Raw genomic sequence first — 15,815 nt, forward strand, 5'->3', positions numbered from 1 at the left:
CCTCATTAGCAAGGAGTTCCACCGCGCTCGACTTTAGCGACGATTTCACAAGCATGGATCAGCGTAGTTGCGATATTGCCGGCATGGTTGAGCTGCCGACCGGTGACGGGGATGTTGTTTGATCGACGATCCCCTGTGTCTGGCAGACCGTAGCCCCTCACCCTAGCCCTCTCCCGGGGGAGAGGGAACCGATCGAGTTGTGCTGAGTTTGCCCTCGACCTGAAAGACCATAGCGATTATGGATTCAGAGAAGACCTTTCACGTCGGCGTATTACCTGAATATCCCCCGGTCAGTCCCCTCACCCTTCGGGAGAGGGCTAGGGTGAGGGGCATTTCAGAACAGATCAGATTTCCGTCAGACGAAGCAGACCATCGGCGCCGACCCTGACGCCGATGGCATCGTAACTGGCCAACGTCGCATGCAACGTTTTGATCGGGTGCTGGTGCGTGGTGGTGATGATCATCAACGCGGCGCCCGCCGCTTCCGCAGCCTGAATACCAACCGTGGCGTCTTCAAAAATGAGGCAATCCGCCGGCTCGACACCGAGCTTTTTCGCCGCCAGCAGATACCCCGCAGGATCAGGTTTGCCAGCCTTTACATCTTCCGCCGTGATCATGACCGCCGGCTCGGGGATACCCGCCGCCGCCATCCGCCGCAACGCCAGATCGCGAGGCGCAGACGTCACCATTGCCCAGCGATCTTTCGGCAGAGCGTTGAGAAAGGCTGCCGCCGCAGGAATCTCGACAATGCCTTCAACGTCATTGATTTCCGCTGCGGTGATGAACGCCGCTTGTTCCTCGGCATCCACTCCCGGCAGATTCAGTCGGGTGATGGTGTCGATCGCCCGTGCGCCATGGATGGTCGGCAAAAACGTCTCGACCTCCACGCCATGGCGCACCGCCCACGCTGACCAGATGCGCTCGGCGGCGGCGATGGAATTGAGGACGGTGCCGTCCATGTCGAACAGAAACGCGCCGAATGCGCGATCAAAAACCGATGCTTGTGCAGACAAAAGAACAAATCCTCTGACAGTTGGCCGGGCAGCCTGGCCCGGCAATGTAGCACTAGTCAGTGCAGCTGCGGGGCCTTGGATTTGAACGCACTTTCCACACAGTCGAGCAATTGACCGATCGCCCACGGCTTCTTGATGAACGCCACCGAATGCTTGACCCCGGAGGTCTCGGGCGTCTCGTAGCCGGACATGACCATCACCGGTTTTTCCGGCCAGCGATCGCCGACCAGATTCGCCAGGTCGGCGCCGTTAAGCGTGCCGGGCATGGTGATGTCGGTCAGCAATAGCGCGACGTTCGCCGCGTGTTCTTCCAGATACAGTGAGGCGGCGTCGGCGCTGGTTTGCGGTTCGACCTTGAACCCTTCCTCCTGGAGAATTTCGCAAAGAAACTCCAGAATCAACGGATCGTCCTCGACAACCAGAATCAACCCGCCAGGAAGGTGCGCGCTCGACGTAGGTGTAGGGCACATGAACAGCACTCCCCCGAATTACATTTTTGATAAGCGGTTTTGAATCCGCTGCTTATCTGGTATGAGCAGCGCGCCCTGTAGAAATTCATTTTTGATACAGAGGATTTCGCCAAGGTGTTGTTTTTCGAAGCGCAGCGCCCATCGAATCCCCTCATTTGTGGTTAAAATGCCGGCCCTTTGCCTGGCCGATCCTGATCCATGAACCCTGAAGCCCTCGCTACCCTCCACGCTCATTTGCTGCCCGCACTGGCGGCGGCGCCCAGCGAAACCCGTCGTTTTTTTCACGGGCGCGGGCGCTGCTGGCCGGGGTTGGAGCAGTTGACCGTGGACTGGTTGCAGGGCGTGGTGCTGGTGTCGCTGTTCAAAGAACCGGCGCCTGAGCAACTGCAGGATCTGCGGGATTCGCTGCTGCAACTCGCCGCCTCGCCCCAATGGCAGCAATCCGGCGCGCACACTTTGCTGATCCAGCATCGTTATCTGCCGCAGAGCACGGCCGAATGGCTTATCGGCGAGGAAATCGAAGAAATGACCATTGTCGAGGGCGGCTTGCAGTACCGCGTCGACCTGGGACGCAAGCAGAACACCGGACTGTTTCTCGACATGCGTTACGGCCGCAACTGGGTGCGCGAACAGGCAGCGGGCAAGCGGGTGTTGAACCTGTTCGCTTACACCTGCGGCTTTTCCGTAGCGGCAATCGAGGGTGGCGCCAGCCATGTGGTGAATCTCGACATGTCCCGTGCGGCCCTGAGCCGAGGGCGTGACAATCACCGCCTGAACGGCCACGACCTGAGCAAGGTCAGTTTTCTCGGCCACGACCTGTTCAAATCCTGGGGCAAAGTGATCAACAGCGGCCCGTACGATCTGGTGATCATCGACCCGCCGTCGTTTCAGAAAGGCAGCTTTTTGCTGACCAAGGACTATCAACGCGTATTGCGCCGCTTGCCGGAACTGCTCACCGCGCAAGGCACGGTGCTGGCGTGCATGAACGATCCGTCGTTCGGTTCCGACTTTCTCATTGATGGCGTGACCCAGGAAGCGCCGAGCCTGCGCTTCGATCATCGGCTGGACAATCCGCCGGAGTTTCCCGATATCGATCCAGAGAGCGGCCTGAAAACCCTGATCTTCCAGCGCAGCCACTAACACAGCGTAAGTTCACCTGTGGGAGCGAGCCTGCTCGCGAAAGCGCAGTGTCAGATAACAATTTTGTTGACTGGTACACCGCTTTCGCGAGCAGGCTCACTCCCACACAAATTCTGCGTTGGTCACAAAGACGTCGGCCGCAGCACCAGCGCAAACAACTCACCATGCCCGGTGACGTTGAGCTTGTGATAGAGATTGCGTCGATGCACTTTCACGGTCTCCGGCGAAATCCCCATCTGCTGGGCCATCGCCTTGCTGGAAAAGCCCTGCAGGATCAGACGCGCCGTGTCGATCTCGCGCGCGGTCAGCCGGGCATCGAAACGGTCCAGCAGCGTCGCCAGATCGCCTACCACCGCGTCAGCCACCGGCCCTTGCGGCGGCAGCAACTGCATGTGGCGATGCATCGCCGCCAATACCCAGTCACGAATGCACAACAGTCGGCCCTGCTCGGCCATGCCAAACGCGGTCGAGCGGCCCAGGGACAAGCCGAGTACCGCGCCTTCGACGTTGATCAGAAACTGCAATTCATCCTCGCCCACCACGGCACGAAAGTAGCTCTGGTAATACTCGCTGTGCAGAAACTGATCCGGCGCAACGGACGTCAGGCTGTGCAGGCCGTCGCTGATCCCGCTGACGGCGGCTTGATAGAACGGATCGAGCAGGTACATGCCGGCGGTATAACCGGCCAGCTCCTGCTGGTCGTCCACGCCACCCTTGCTGTCGAAGTCGATCAGCAAACGCGGCGGCTGGCCGGGCTGCATCAGGGCGACGAGGGCATTGTCCAGCGGCACCAGCAGGCGCAGGGTGTCGACCAGCGCGCGCCAGAAACCCTCCTGCCCGAGGTGGGAAAATACCCGCGCCAGACTCTGATGCACCGGCAGTTCCTGCAACAACGCGTCCACGCACTACCCCTTTCGAGTAACCCATGATGGGAATGGGGCTGGTGTGACCGGCCCGTTAGCCTGACCACTCCAGTTCATCACCGGCCTGCGACAGGCCAGGAGTGCCGCATCATGCGTCGTCACCGTGGATCTATCAACCCGGGCCTGCTGGCCTGTTTTTGTCTCTCCTCGGTCGCCATGGCGGCAGACGTACCGAGCGTGCATGTCTACAACTGGTACGACTACATCGGGCCGAACACGCTGCACGATTTCCAGCGCGACAGCGGCATCCGGCCGGTGTACGACACCTTCGACAGCGCCGAAGTGCTCGAAGGCAAACTGATGACCAGCCGCAGCGGCTACGACGTTGTCGTGGCGAGCAACTTCAGCCTGCCGACCCTGATCAAGGCCGGCGCCCTCGCCCCCTTGCCTCGCGATCAACTGCCAGGCTGGCAAAACCTCGACCCCGATCTGCTGAAAAAACTCGCGGTCAACGATCCGGGCAATCAGTACGCTGTGCCTTACCTGTGGGGCACCAACGGCATCGGCTACAACGTCGACAAAGTCCGCGCCGTGTTGGGTGACAAAGCGCCGGTGGACTCCTGGGAGTTGCTGTTCAACGAAGCCAATCTGGCCAAACTGGCCGAGTGCGGCGTGGCGATGCTCGATTCGCCGTCGGAAATGCTGCCGGTCGCCCTGCATTACCTGGGCTTGCCGCCCAACAGCACCGATCCCGAGGACTACAAAAAAGCCGAAGCACTGCTGCTCAAGCTGCGCCCGCACATCGCCTACTTCAACTCCTCGAAGTTCATCAGCGATTTGTCCAACGGCAATATCTGCGTGGCGGGTGGCTGGTCCGGGGCGATGCTCGAAGCCAAAACCAACGCCGAGCAGGCCAGCAACGGCGTAAAGATCGCCTACAGCCTGCCAAAGGAAGGCGCGCCGGTGTGGTTCGACACTCTGGTACTGCTCAAGGACGCGCCCAATCGCGCCCAGGGCCTGGCGTTTATCGATTACCTGCTGCGGCCGGAGGTGATCGCGCCGGTCAGTGATCACTTGTCATACCCGAATGGCAATCGCGCCGCGACAACGCTGGTGGCAGCAGCAACTCGCGACAACCCGGCGGTCTACCCGTCCCCTGCCGCCATGGCCACCCTCTACACCCTCGAACCCTTGCCCAAAGCCGCCGAACGCGTGCGTACGCGGGTGTGGAGCAAGGTCAAGAACGGCCAGTAACCCGCGCAAGAAATCTGCCTGCCTCATCCGAGCGGTAAGCCGCCCGACCTTTTGAATGAAGAGACTGAATCTTATGAATCCGCGTGCCCGTGATCTCGATATCCTGATTGGCCAGATGCAACCCGGCCCGCTCAATGCCATCACCGATGTGCCGGGCGTGCGCGTCGGTCAGAGCAATGTACGCGGTCGCAGCAGCAGCGGCCGTGACATCTGCACCGGCGTCACGCTGATCGAGCCGCGCCCCGGCTCGACCTGCCAGCAACCGTGCTTTGCCGGCGTGCATGTACTCAATGGCAACGGCGATGCGACCGGGCTGGAATGGATTCGCGAGGCCGGTCTGCTGACCAGTCCGATTGCCTTTACCAACACCCACAGCCTCGGTGTGGTGCGGGATGCGCTGATTGTGCTGGACCGTGAGCAACAGCCGGATGACGGGCGGCTTTACTGGAATATGCCGGTGGTGCTGGAAACCTTCGATGGACTGCTCAATGACATCAACGGCTTTCACGTCAAGCCCGAGCATGTCGCCGAGGCACTGAACGGCGCCGTGGACGGCCCGGTGCTCGAAGGTGCGGTGGGTGGTGGCAGCGGCATGATCTGCCATGAGTTCAAGGGCGGTATCGGCACCGCATCGCGCCGTTTGAGTGCTGCCCAGGGAGGCTGGACCGTTGGCGCGATCGTGCAGGCCAACCACGGCATTCGCAGTGAACTACGCGTCGATGGCTACCCGGTCGGACGCTATATGGAACAGAAGGATTCACCGTTCCTGCGGGCAGCGCTGCCGCACCCGGGCATGGGCTCGATCGTCGTTTGCCTGGCGACTGATGCGCCGCTGCTGCCCCATCAATGCACGCGCCTGGCACAGCGTGCCAGCCTGGGCCTGGCGCGTACCGGCGGAGGTAACGAAGACCACAGCGGCGACATCTTCATTGCCTTCGCCACCGGCAATGATCACGTCCCGCCCGCCGCTTATGAGGCTAAACGCGCAGCCACCTGCGACGGCTTGCGCATGGTCAACAACGACCACATCAGCGAGCTGTTTCTGGCCGCGACCGAAGCCGTTGAAGAAGCGATCATCAATGCCCTGCTCGCCAGCGACAGCAGCGAGGGCAACGGCCATTCGGTGCCGGGCCTGGATGCGCAGACGCTTCTGGCGGCGCTGAAAAAATCCGGTTGGCCGGGGTCGCTCCCGGCATAATCCGGCATTGTGCAAGGACGACTGGCGGTACTTGAGTCGTCCATTGCACGCTCCCAGGATGAAGCTACGCGGTGCCTGGATTGATCCGGCGCTGCGTAGGCGTGGGTGTACTGACTCCCAATCAAGCCCAAGTTCTGCTTCACACGCCTCTTGAGCCTCACGGGCTCTACTTCCTCCCCATCAAAGAGCTTTGAGGCTCTTTTTTTGTCTGCGTATTTCAGTCCTCGGCGAGACCTTCGGCGCGAATCGACCGCCATGCCGCCTGCGCAAGCACTTCGCGATAAGCCATCGGACTGCCCTTAACTCGCCCTGCCAGCCAGGCCCGGCAGTAACTGTCCGCCTGGCCGATGATCAGCGATGGCAGCAACTCCGCAGGCAAATCCTTAAGCTCAGCGGCGCGACCCGATTCGGCCAACCACTGGCCCAAGCGCAGGTTGCGCGTCTTGTTGCGCTCGGCCAGCTCTTCCTTGAACGGGCCTTTGGTCACTGCGAATCGTGCGTGGTACTGAAAACGCGCCCACTGCGGCTGCTGCTCGACCCAGTCGACATAGCTGAAGACCAGCGCCTGCACTCCTTCCTCCGTGGTATTGGCCGCGTCCAGATACGCATCACGCAGACACGCCTGATCCTCCAGCGCGGTGAAAAACAGCGCCGCGACCAGCCCTTCCTTGTTGCCGAAATGGTGGTAGATCGCGCCAACGCTGGTGTCGCACTCGGCACGGATCATTTCGATGGTGGTGGCTTCGATCCCCTGTTCATTGAACAGGCTCAGGGCCTTGCGAAAGATATCGCGTTTGAGTTCGGCGCGGCGGCCGGGGTAGCTGCGTTCCAGTAGATCGGCGGTGTCCATGCTGCTCGGGTCCAAAAACGGAGGTTGATAAAGGCGTCACGTGCCCGTGAACAAATCGCGCCTAGGTTGACAGATTTGCCGCGAACAGAATACCGTTCCGTTACAGAACATTATTCTGTGACGGAACATAATTCTGCAAACCACCCAGTGAGGCTTCCATGAGTCAATCTCTCAGCATGTTCAACAGCGTCGGCGCGGATGCATTCAGCAAAATGGCCTGTCAGTTCGCCCCGTACTTCAGCACCATCAATCCGCTGATCAGCGAATTGCGCCCGAACGCCGCCACCGTACAAGTGCCGTTTCGCAAGGAAATTACCAATCACCTTGGCACGGTGCATGCGATCGCCCTGTGCAACGCGGCGGAACTGGCCGGCGGAATGATGACCGACGTCTCGATCCCGCCCGGCGCGCGCTGGATTCCAAAGGGCATGACCGTGGAATACCTGGCCAAGGCGAAAACCGACGTCACCGCCGTGGCCAGCGCCGAAGGTGTGGATTGGCAAAGCGATGGCGACAAGGTGGTCAACGTCGACATTCACGATACCGAGGGCAAAAAAGTCTTCACCGCGCGCATCACCATGAACGTCAAGATCGGTTGAGATTGCAGGCACAAAAAAGCCCTCGTTGCGCAATGCGCAGCAAGGGCTTTTTACTGGCCGGGTCAGTGCAGAGTCAGGCGCTGACGGACAAACTCTTCTACGTGGCGGCTGGTCTGGTCCAGATGGCGGTCGCGTTGTTTTTCCGCATCGAGCATCGCGCGCTTGCCGTTTTTCTGCAGCAAGTAAGTATGAATCTGCTGCACTTCCAGCGAGCGGTAGATCGGCGTGGTGTCGATGAACCCGCGCAAGCCGTTGCTGCGGTAATGCCGCGTGCTCATCAGCACCTGAGTCTCGCGCTGGCCGATCACTTCAAAACCCAGCGCCTCGAAATACGGCACCTTGCCAATGCTGCAGGCCAGTTCCGCATGCGGATAGCGCCCGACCATGTCCGCGAGCATCGCCCGCGCCACACCTTGGCGCCGATGGCCTTCACGCACCGCCATGTACGCGACGCTGCACGCCTCCCAATCGCCCTGCACCGGCAGACAGATGAGAAATCCGATGACTTGCTCTGGATCCTCATCGTCAGTGGCCACCAGCAATTCCACCTCGGTGCCCTTCTGGCCGTTCAACGCCTCGAGGTACAGATGCACCTCATAACCCACCGCGTACTGATAAACGTTGTACAGCAGATTGCTCGGGCCGAGGCCGACAGCACTGATGTCGGTCAGGTAATCGACGACCATTTGCAGGATCTGGCTGTTGACGCTTTCCGGGCATGGGGAGGTGTAGTGGGTGATGCGTGGCATGGGCAAACTCCGGCGATAAAAAACGTTGCCGATGATCAGAGCCGTCGACGAACCGCGACATCATACCGCGCCGAATCTATCGAACCGTCACTGTTGTGGCGCCACCACCCTGAATTTGATGTAGATGTCCTTCGACACCACGCTGTCCGCCCACTCCCCTGCGCCGAGGCCGAACTCCTCACGGTTGAGCACCAGCTCGCCGTCGAAAATGCCAATGGCGTTGTCCGGTTTCAGCTCCACCGGCACCTCGACATCGCGAGTGACGCCCTTGAGCGTGAGCTGACCGGCGACCTGGTAACGATGCTCGGCCACCTGGGTGAAGCGGCGGGACTCGAATACCGCGAGCGGGAATTTTTCAGTATCGAACCAGGCGGGTTTCACCAGCTCGGTATTGGCGTCTTCGCTGCCGGCGTCAATGCTGCTCAGGTCGATATGCAAGGTGGTGCGGGCGTTGGCAAGGTTTTCGGTATCTAAATCCAGAGCCGCCTCGAACTTGCCAAAGGTGCCGTACATTCGCGAGCCCATCTGGTTGTAGGTGAAACTGATCTGGCTGGCGCTGGTGTTGACCCGGTTATATTCAGCGGCCTGCGCACAGGCCATGACAAAGGATGTAAACGCGGCAACCAGCAGCAATCGCGACGTCATGGAATTCTCCGGGCGGCGTGTGTCGTCGAGGGCCTTGGTTGACTTAAGCAAACAGCCGAGCGTTATGCCAGTTCACGCTCACCCAAAGGGGATACAATTTTCTCGGCGCTCCCCGGTTGAACCGGCCTTTCCTTCGCCCTGCCGCGCAGGTGGTGACGCAACTTCAGCGCCGGTCGCTCGACGCAGTAATACGTCAGGCCACTGCAGAAAAATGACAACGCCAGCACCGCTCCGACAACGTAGGCGTCATACGCGACGGGCCAAAAACCCCGCAGTAGATACATCACCACAAAGTGGTTAAGAAACACGCCATAACTGATATTGCCCAGGAACTCGTCCATCCGGTGGAACTTGAGTTTGGTCAACAGGTAGACCAAGGGAATGCCCACGGCGATACCCAGAGTGACTTCGGCATTGAACGGACGACGCTCAATCCATCCGACCATGATCGCTACAAACAGCAGTCCCGCCGCAGCGGCTGTGCCGGTGACAACGACCATTGCTCTGATATTGCGTTGGTATAGATAACAGCCGCACAGGAAGATGAACAACACACCCGGCAACAGACGATATCCATAGACATCGGTATTGATGAAGCCCAGGCAGGCCAGCAGAAAAACCCCGACCGAGACAGCAAAGGCGACACCCTGCGCCTTGCAAATCAGCAGAAATGGAATCAGCAGGTAGAAACTCATTTCCAGCCCCAGCGACCAGCCCGGTGGCAGGATCTCGGTCCCGCCGACGCCGAACATGTAATAGCCAAGCGGTAGCATGAGCAAACTGGTGGACAGGGTCTTCCATGTCAGCTCAGCCGCTTGGGGCGTACCGGGCAACAGAAAATGAATAACCAGACACGAGGCGACGAAGTAGACCAGAAATTGCGGATACAACCTCAGAGCCCTGTCGATATAGAACAGACCGATCTTCCTCGGCTCACGGTAGTTTCGCTCGATGAGCGAAGCCATGACGAATCCACTGATGATCAGGAACGAGATGACGGCGATCACACCAGGATTCAGTCCGGCGAACTTTTTGCCCATATGAGATACAGCGACCAACACCGCCAACAGCAGTCGAAAAGCTCCCACTTGAACCCTCGTCATTCCCTTATTGTTGTGGGCGCATACGCTACGATGCTTTCGTCTCGGGGGACAGAGAAATGTTTGTCCGCCGTGCCTAAATCAACCGCTCGATCTTCTGGTGTTTCCAGACCAGTTTGTAATAGAGCGTCTGCAGTATCAGCATCCCCAGATAGGCAACCGGAAAAGCCATCCACACACCCTGCAAACCGAACTGCCCATCGAGCCAGTACGCCGCCGGCAACTGCACGCCGACCACGCAGACAATCGAAATGACCACCGGCACCAGGACGGTGCCGCTGGCGCGCATGATCCCGCCGATGATGGCCTGGAAGCCGAACACCAACAGGCTCCAGAGCATGATGTGCAGCAGATGCTCGGCCATCGCCCGGGTCGAGTCCTCGGTCAGGAACAGGCCCAGCAACCAGTGCGATAGCAGATAACCCAGCACAATCAGGCCACCGGTCAGGCACACGTTGATCAACAGCCCGGTGCGCAGGATCGGCCCCATGCGTTGCAAATGCCCGGCGCCGATCGCCTGGGCACCGAGGATCGATGCGGTGATCGCAATCGACAGCGCCGGAAACTGCACATAGTTGACGATCTGCGTTACTGCGCCATAGGCCGCCGTCGCTTGCGAGCCGTGCTGGTTGACCAGTGCCAGGATCACCAGCTCCGATAACGACAGCACGATCATCTGTACGCCGGTGGGCAGGCCGATGCGCAGGACCTTGCCGAGAATGGCCCGATCCAGTCGCAGCGCGGCAAAGAACTCTCGATCCGGCGCCAGCGGATGGCCCTTGCGGATCAGCCGCCAGGCCAGCCACGCCATTGCTGAGAGATTCCCCGCCAGCCCGGCATACGCCGCGCTCTGAATGCCCAACGGTGGCAAGCCCAGCCAGCCGCGAATCAACGCCGGCGTCAGCGCCAGCCCCACGGTGGTGGAGACGATCAGCGCGAGTAGTGGCGACAGCGTATCGCTGACACCACGCAGCAATTGGGTGAACAGCACGAATACCAGTAGCGATGGCAGAATCCACAACATGACGTGGGCATAGTCCACCGCGTCGTCGAGCACATCCGCCGGCGTGCCCAACCCCGTCAGTGCCTGTCGCGCAAACACCGTGCCCAGCACTGCCGCGACCAAACCGATCAACACACCCAGTAGCAACGTCGCTCCGGCAATCGCCTTGACCATGTGCGTTTCGCGCGCGCCCCACGCCTGACCGATCAACACGCCCGCGCCAGCTCCAAGGCCGATGACCAGGGCGATGAAAAAGAACACGACGGGAAACATGCCGGATACCGCCGCCAGCGCCTGGGTGCCGAGCATCTGGCCGATGTAGATGCTGTTGACCGTCCCGGACATCGATTGCAGGAAGTTCGACAGGACCATCGGCGCGAGAAACAGCAGATAGGTTTGCCAGAGCGGCTTGGCGAAGGTGGCGCTTTGCATTGAATGGAGGTCCATCTCGACGGCGGCAGGCCTGATTGACGATAGCTTCGGTGAGTTGCGTGCAGCGTGCAATCAACATTTCCCATCGGCGTTGATTGCCTGTTTTGCATTTGTGTAAATGCCAGGCATCGCTTTGTGTCAGTGTGCGGCTGTGGTAAATCAGCGATTCTGTCGACACGTAATATTGAGGCTCGGTTCATGCGTAACGTTGCAAATTTTCTGCTTGGTTCCCTCCTCGCTCTGTCGGCCGCCTACGCTCAAGCGGCCGCACCCGCAGCGGCGCCTGCTTCATTGAAACCGCTACTGGCCACTTTGAATGAACGCCTGAGCATCGGCGATCTGGTTGCGTTGACCAAGTGGGACAGCGGCAAGCCGATCCAGGACAGCCCGAGAGAGGCGCAGGTCATCGCCAATGCCCGAACTCTGGCCGCCGAACATCAACTCGACGCAGACGATGTCGCGCAACTGATCGCCGCACAGATGGAAGCGAACAAACTGGTGCAATACGGCCTGCTCGCGCAATGGCAAGCGGCAGGTGCTGCACCGGACACACCGCGTCCGGATCTGGGCAAACAGATCCGCCCGCGCCTGGATGAACTGCAAAAGCGCTTGTTGCAGCAGTACGCCGCCTTCGCGCCCTATCGCCAGGATCCGAATTGCCCGGCATGGCTGGCCAATGTCCGCAACGGTCTGGCCGCTGATTCGCTGCATGACATGGCGCTGATTCGTGCCAGCGGCGAGTTGTGCATTCGGGCAAAAGCCCTCTGAATCGCCGCTCATGGCAAACATCATCGGCGTCGATGTTCACCATCACGTCAATGAAGTTCTCATAAAAACTGCGCGGCGTAACATCGGCTCCAGACAAACAAACAACTTCCTGGAGCACACGATCATGAAACGCCAAACCCTTCTCGGCATCGCTTTCTCGGTTTTCGCAGTTAACGCTTTTGCAGCAACACCTGCTCACACCCTGGTCGCTGAAGGCGGCTCGGACAAGTTGATCGAAAGCCGCGTCGCTGAGGGTGGCTCTGATCGTCTGATCGAACGCCGCGTCGCTGAGGGTGGTTCGGATCGTCTGATCGAACGCCGTGTTGCCGAGGGTGGCTCTGATCGTCTGATCGAACGCCGCGTTGCCGAGGGTGGCTCTGATCGTCTGATCGAACGCCGTGTTGCCGAGGGTGGCTCTGATCGTCTGATCGAACGCCGTGTTGCCGAGGGTGGCTCTGATCGTCTGATCGAACGCCGTGTTGCCGAGGGTGGTTCTGATCGTCTGCTCGAACGCCGCGTTGCTGAAGGTGGCTCTGATCGTCTGCTCGAACGCCGTGTTGCCGAGGGTGGTTCTGATCGTCTGATCGAGCGCCGCGTTGCATGAATCTACTGCATGACCGCAACACCCATGAAAAAGCCCGGCCTGATCAGCCGGGCTTTTTTGCATTCAACCGTCGCTTACTGCGCGGTTTTCAGCTTGACCACATCACCGGAGATGGTGGTGGTGTAACCGGTCAGGACCCAGGCCCAGAACCAGTTTTCCTGAACCTGCGTGTTGATCATTGCATCGCCGCCCTTGGCTTGGATGGCCGCGTTTTGCGCGCGCACAAATCGGCTGTTCTGGCGGATAGGGATGATGCCAAACAGCAGCAGGCCGGTGGCCGATGCTTCGCTGTGGCCAACCACGGTGTATTGGTTGCTGTCGTAATGGGCGGTTTTCATCGGGGCGCCGGTGCAACCTGCCAGAACCACACCGAACAGTGCGGCGGCGACTACTTTGCTGAGGTATTTCACGGTAAAACTCCATGGGAAAACGCCCGGGATCCGTCTCTCGGGCGGCGCGCATTCTAACCAAAATGATGGCTCATTAACATCAATCTTCTTTATATTTACATGAACCCGTTCGCTGGCCGCCCATCGGCGATGTCGCATACCATGGCGCCACTTCAATAAAGACAGACACCCGCCTCCATGTTCAAAGCCAGTCTGCGTAGCCATCTCACCCTGTGGTTCGGCGGTTTGTCCCTGCTGACGTTATTGAGCGTCGGCTTTTATGTCGGTCATATCGCCACCGAACAAATGAAGCAGGCCAGCGGCAACGCCTTGCTGAACACCGCGCGTGCAGCGGCGACGCTGTTGGGCGAACAACTGCGCGAACGGCAACTGGAGGTCTACCTGCTCAGTCGCGCACCGCATCTGGAGCGCGGAGATCTGGACAACCCAGCCATCCTCAAGTCGATGCAGTTGCGCACCCAGGCGCGCGCCGAATATGCGTGGATGGGCGTCACCGACGCCGAGGGCAACGTCCGCCAGGCCGTCAATGATCTGCTGGTCGGTCAATCGGTGCAGAAACGCCCGTGGTTCCAGATCGGCTTGCGCCGGCAATACACCGGCGATCCCCACGAAGCAGTGTTGCTGGCCAAGTTGTTGCCGGGCCTGCCCAATGGCGAGCCGTTGCGCTTCATCGATTTTGCCGCGCCAATCCACAATGCCGAAGGGCAGGTGATTGGCGTGCTGGGCGCACATGCACACTGGAGTTGGGTGACGCGCATCGTCGAGTCGGCGGCGTTTTCCCACAAAAACTCGGCGCCGGATATCCAGGCGCTGATCGTCGACCACGATGGCAAGGTGCTCTACCCCGAAGCGCTGATGGGCCAACAACTGGCGACCAACGATCCGGTATTGTCGGGCTGGACGGCGGCCAACGGGTACCTGACCAGCATGGTCACCGTGCCGACGCCATCGGGCACGGCGCTGTCGTGGTCGATTGCCATCCGCCAGCCACTGGAGACTGCGCTGCAACCGGCGCGGACGCTGCAATACGAACTGTTGATACTCGGCGTTTTCGCCGCCATCGTTTTCGGTCTAGTGGCTTATTACCTGGCGCTGTACCTGAGCCGGCCGATCGAACAACTCGCGCACTCGGCCAAACAGGTGCAGAACAACCAGTCCGGCGCGCAGTTCCAGCTGCAGCATCCGGTACTGGAAATCGCCCAGCTCGGCCAGTCCATCGACGCAATGACGCAGTCGCTACTAGGCAAGGAGCGCGAACTGCAAGAAGCCAACGCCTCGCTGGAAGCCACCGTGGCGCAACGCACTGCCGCACTCACCGAGGCCAACGCCGAACTGCTGAGTCTGGCCACACACGACGGCTTGACCGGCGTTTACAACCGTCGCCGTTTTGACGAAAAAATCACTGAATACTCGCTGCTGTCCCGACGCACCGGGCGCCCTTTTGCCCTGCTGCTGATCGATGCCGACCACTTCAAACGCATCAATGACAGCCACGGCCACGCGGTCGGTGACGAGGTCCTGCAACAACTGGCGACCTTGATCCAGAACAGCGTACGCAGCACCGATTTCGTCGCCCGCTACGGCGGCGAAGAGTTCGCCGTACTGCTGCCGGAAGTCGCGCAACCCGACACCCCGGAAGTCGTTGCCGAAAAAATTCGCGCAGCGGTCGCCGAAGCGCAGTTTCCGGGCGCCGGCAACGTCACGGTGAGTATTGGCCTTGGCCTGACAGATCCGGCAGACAAAAACCACACGGCCCTGATCAAACGCGCCGATCAGCAGCTGTACCAGGCCAAGGCTGCGGGGCGCAATCAGGTGGCGTTCCATGCTCACTGACACCGGCGTATAGCAACCAGAGACAGGCTGCCATCGCTGGCAAGCCAGCTCCCACAGGGATGGGGTAAAGCCGGCGATATTGGTCGTTTGGAGAACCGCTTTCGCGAGCAGGCTCGCTCCCACAGAAAAGCAAAGCAGCGCAGCTGCCCGCGGCGAAGCCGCCCCACTCAACAATGAGCGTTAGCTCGAGTGCTTTTGATCTTGATCTACCGGCGACGTCGGAAGGCTGAGCGGAGGGATTGATCCGGGCGTGGGAGCGCAGCGACCGTCTGGCGCAGCCAGACACAGCGGAAGGAGGTGCAGCGAAGCAAACCGTAGCCGCTGCGCCCGGATCGATCCCGCAGCGAAGGGACCCGAGCCTGCGAGGGCCGAACGCAGGAGCAAGCCTTTTGGGTTACCTTTTTGGCGTTTGAAAAAGGTGACCCGCCGTAAGGGCGGAACCCTAAGCAGCCGTTACCGCAGCAATGGATATGTACTCAATCAGCCAGGAAACCATCGCCCGACTAGGGCTCAGCACTGAACCTCTGCAGATAAGCCAACAAATTATTCAACTTCTCCTCATCACTCAGCCCCCAGAAAATCATCCGCGTCCCCGGCACCACCCCTTTCGGATCCTTGAGATAAGCCTTCAACGTCGCCCGATCCCAAGTAATCCCCGAGTTCTTCATCGCATCGGAATAAACATAATTTGCCGAAGTCCCCGCAGCCCGGCCAACGATGCCGTTCAACTGCGGACCAAACCCCGAACGAGCCGACTCGCCAACCTGATGGCAACCGCCGCACAGACGCGGAAAGATTTTCGCCCCGGCTTCAGGATCGCCCTCAGCCTGAGCGCTGGTGCTGAAGATCAAGGCGAGAAGCAGTGCTGTGGTGAATTTCATTAA

The 15,815-nt window shown here is 59.9% G+C and carries 17 protein-coding genes; 7 read left to right on the forward strand and 10 right to left on the reverse strand.

Going from position 1 to position 15,815, the window contains the following annotated elements; genetic code table 11:
- Positions 1–344: 344 nt before the first annotated feature.
- Both AB4N85_RS11410 and AB4N85_RS11415 read right to left on the reverse strand, forming a co-directional pair.
- On the reverse strand, positions 345–1,013 hold the full coding sequence (locus tag AB4N85_RS11410; RefSeq protein ID WP_460068080.1) for an HAD-IA family hydrolase: 669 nt from the start codon (positions 1,011–1,013) through the stop codon (positions 345–347).
- Between the two features lie 56 nt (positions 1,014–1,069).
- The gene (locus AB4N85_RS11415) at positions 1,070–1,483 is read right to left on the reverse strand and encodes a response regulator (protein WP_056788985.1); all 414 of its coding nucleotides are present in this window, start codon (positions 1,481–1,483) and stop codon (positions 1,070–1,072) included.
- Positions 1,484–1,681: 198 nt separating this feature from the next.
- On the opposite strand from AB4N85_RS11415, the gene AB4N85_RS11420 reads away from it, so the two are divergent.
- Positions 1,682–2,623 carry a class I SAM-dependent methyltransferase gene (locus AB4N85_RS11420; RefSeq protein WP_150634966.1) on the forward strand — a complete coding sequence of 314 codons (942 nt, stop codon included), beginning with the start codon at positions 1,682–1,684 and terminating at the stop codon, positions 2,621–2,623.
- Positions 2,624–2,745: 122 nt separating this feature from the next.
- On the opposite strand, the gene AB4N85_RS11425 is transcribed toward AB4N85_RS11420, so the two are convergent.
- Complete coding sequence (locus AB4N85_RS11425; RefSeq protein WP_460068083.1) at positions 2,746–3,525, reverse strand: helix-turn-helix transcriptional regulator; 780 nt, start codon at positions 3,523–3,525, stop codon at positions 2,746–2,748.
- A 111-nt stretch (positions 3,526–3,636) separates the two neighbouring features.
- Here AB4N85_RS11425 and AB4N85_RS11430 point away from each other — a divergent pair, with 111 nt between their 5' ends.
- On the forward strand, positions 3,637–4,740 hold the full coding sequence (locus AB4N85_RS11430) for a polyamine ABC transporter substrate-binding protein (RefSeq protein ID WP_460068086.1): 1,104 nt from the start codon (positions 3,637–3,639) through the stop codon (positions 4,738–4,740).
- A 73-nt stretch (positions 4,741–4,813) separates the two neighbouring features.
- Positions 4,814–5,938 (forward strand): DmpA family aminopeptidase, encoded by a 1,125-nt coding sequence (locus tag AB4N85_RS11435; protein ID WP_460068089.1) that lies wholly within the window; start codon positions 4,814–4,816, stop codon positions 5,936–5,938.
- A 217-nt stretch (positions 5,939–6,155) separates the two neighbouring features.
- Here AB4N85_RS11435 and AB4N85_RS11440 read toward each other — a convergent pair whose 3' ends face one another.
- Positions 6,156–6,788 (reverse strand): TetR/AcrR family transcriptional regulator, encoded by a 633-nt coding sequence (locus AB4N85_RS11440; RefSeq protein WP_252876547.1) that lies wholly within the window; start codon positions 6,786–6,788, stop codon positions 6,156–6,158.
- A 158-nt stretch (positions 6,789–6,946) separates the two neighbouring features.
- Between AB4N85_RS11440 and AB4N85_RS11445 the strand changes: the two genes are divergently transcribed.
- On the forward strand, positions 6,947–7,387 hold the full coding sequence (locus tag AB4N85_RS11445) for a hotdog fold domain-containing protein (RefSeq protein ID WP_095182037.1): 441 nt from the start codon (positions 6,947–6,949) through the stop codon (positions 7,385–7,387).
- A 62-nt stretch (positions 7,388–7,449) separates the two neighbouring features.
- Here AB4N85_RS11445 and AB4N85_RS11450 read toward each other — a convergent pair whose 3' ends face one another.
- The 4 genes from AB4N85_RS11450 to AB4N85_RS11465 form a co-directional block, all read right to left on the reverse strand.
- The gene (locus tag AB4N85_RS11450; RefSeq protein WP_110600861.1) at positions 7,450–8,136 is read right to left on the reverse strand and encodes a GNAT family N-acetyltransferase; all 687 of its coding nucleotides are present in this window, start codon (positions 8,134–8,136) and stop codon (positions 7,450–7,452) included.
- Positions 8,137–8,223: 87 nt separating this feature from the next.
- Positions 8,224–8,781, reverse strand: a complete 558-nt coding sequence (locus AB4N85_RS11455) for a YceI family protein (protein ID WP_252876548.1) — start codon at positions 8,779–8,781, stop codon at positions 8,224–8,226.
- 62 nt (positions 8,782–8,843) lie between these two features.
- The gene (locus AB4N85_RS11460; RefSeq protein WP_252876549.1) at positions 8,844–9,869 is read right to left on the reverse strand and encodes an acyltransferase family protein; all 1,026 of its coding nucleotides are present in this window, start codon (positions 9,867–9,869) and stop codon (positions 8,844–8,846) included.
- Positions 9,870–9,957: 88 nt separating this feature from the next.
- A complete protein-coding gene (locus AB4N85_RS11465; RefSeq protein ID WP_041477039.1) occupies positions 9,958–11,316 on the reverse strand; it encodes an MATE family efflux transporter in 1,359 nt (452 codons plus the stop codon).
- Between the two features lie 198 nt (positions 11,317–11,514).
- Between AB4N85_RS11465 and AB4N85_RS11470 the strand changes: the two genes are divergently transcribed.
- Together AB4N85_RS11470 and AB4N85_RS11475 are read left to right on the forward strand one after the other, a co-directional pair.
- Positions 11,515–12,084 (forward strand): chorismate mutase, encoded by a 570-nt coding sequence (locus AB4N85_RS11470; RefSeq protein WP_236168587.1) that lies wholly within the window; start codon positions 11,515–11,517, stop codon positions 12,082–12,084.
- A gap of 124 nt (positions 12,085–12,208) precedes the next feature.
- On the forward strand, positions 12,209–12,688 hold the full coding sequence (locus tag AB4N85_RS11475; protein ID WP_423663287.1) for a phage infection protein: 480 nt from the start codon (positions 12,209–12,211) through the stop codon (positions 12,686–12,688).
- 74 nt (positions 12,689–12,762) lie between these two features.
- Here AB4N85_RS11475 and AB4N85_RS11480 read toward each other — a convergent pair whose 3' ends face one another.
- Positions 12,763–13,098 (reverse strand): hypothetical protein, encoded by a 336-nt coding sequence (locus AB4N85_RS11480; RefSeq protein WP_024013386.1) that lies wholly within the window; start codon positions 13,096–13,098, stop codon positions 12,763–12,765.
- A gap of 177 nt (positions 13,099–13,275) precedes the next feature.
- Here AB4N85_RS11480 and AB4N85_RS11485 point away from each other — a divergent pair, with 177 nt between their 5' ends.
- Positions 13,276–14,931, forward strand: coding sequence for a sensor domain-containing diguanylate cyclase (locus tag AB4N85_RS11485; RefSeq protein WP_460068099.1), 1,656 nt, complete (start codon positions 13,276–13,278; stop codon positions 14,929–14,931).
- Positions 14,932–15,434: 503 nt separating this feature from the next.
- Here AB4N85_RS11485 and AB4N85_RS11490 read toward each other — a convergent pair.
- Positions 15,435–15,812 (reverse strand): c-type cytochrome, encoded by a 378-nt coding sequence (locus AB4N85_RS11490; protein WP_252878499.1) that lies wholly within the window; start codon positions 15,810–15,812, stop codon positions 15,435–15,437.
- Positions 15,813–15,815: the final 3 nt, after the last annotated feature.

Source organism: Pseudomonas sp. H1_G08 (assembly GCF_054681355.1).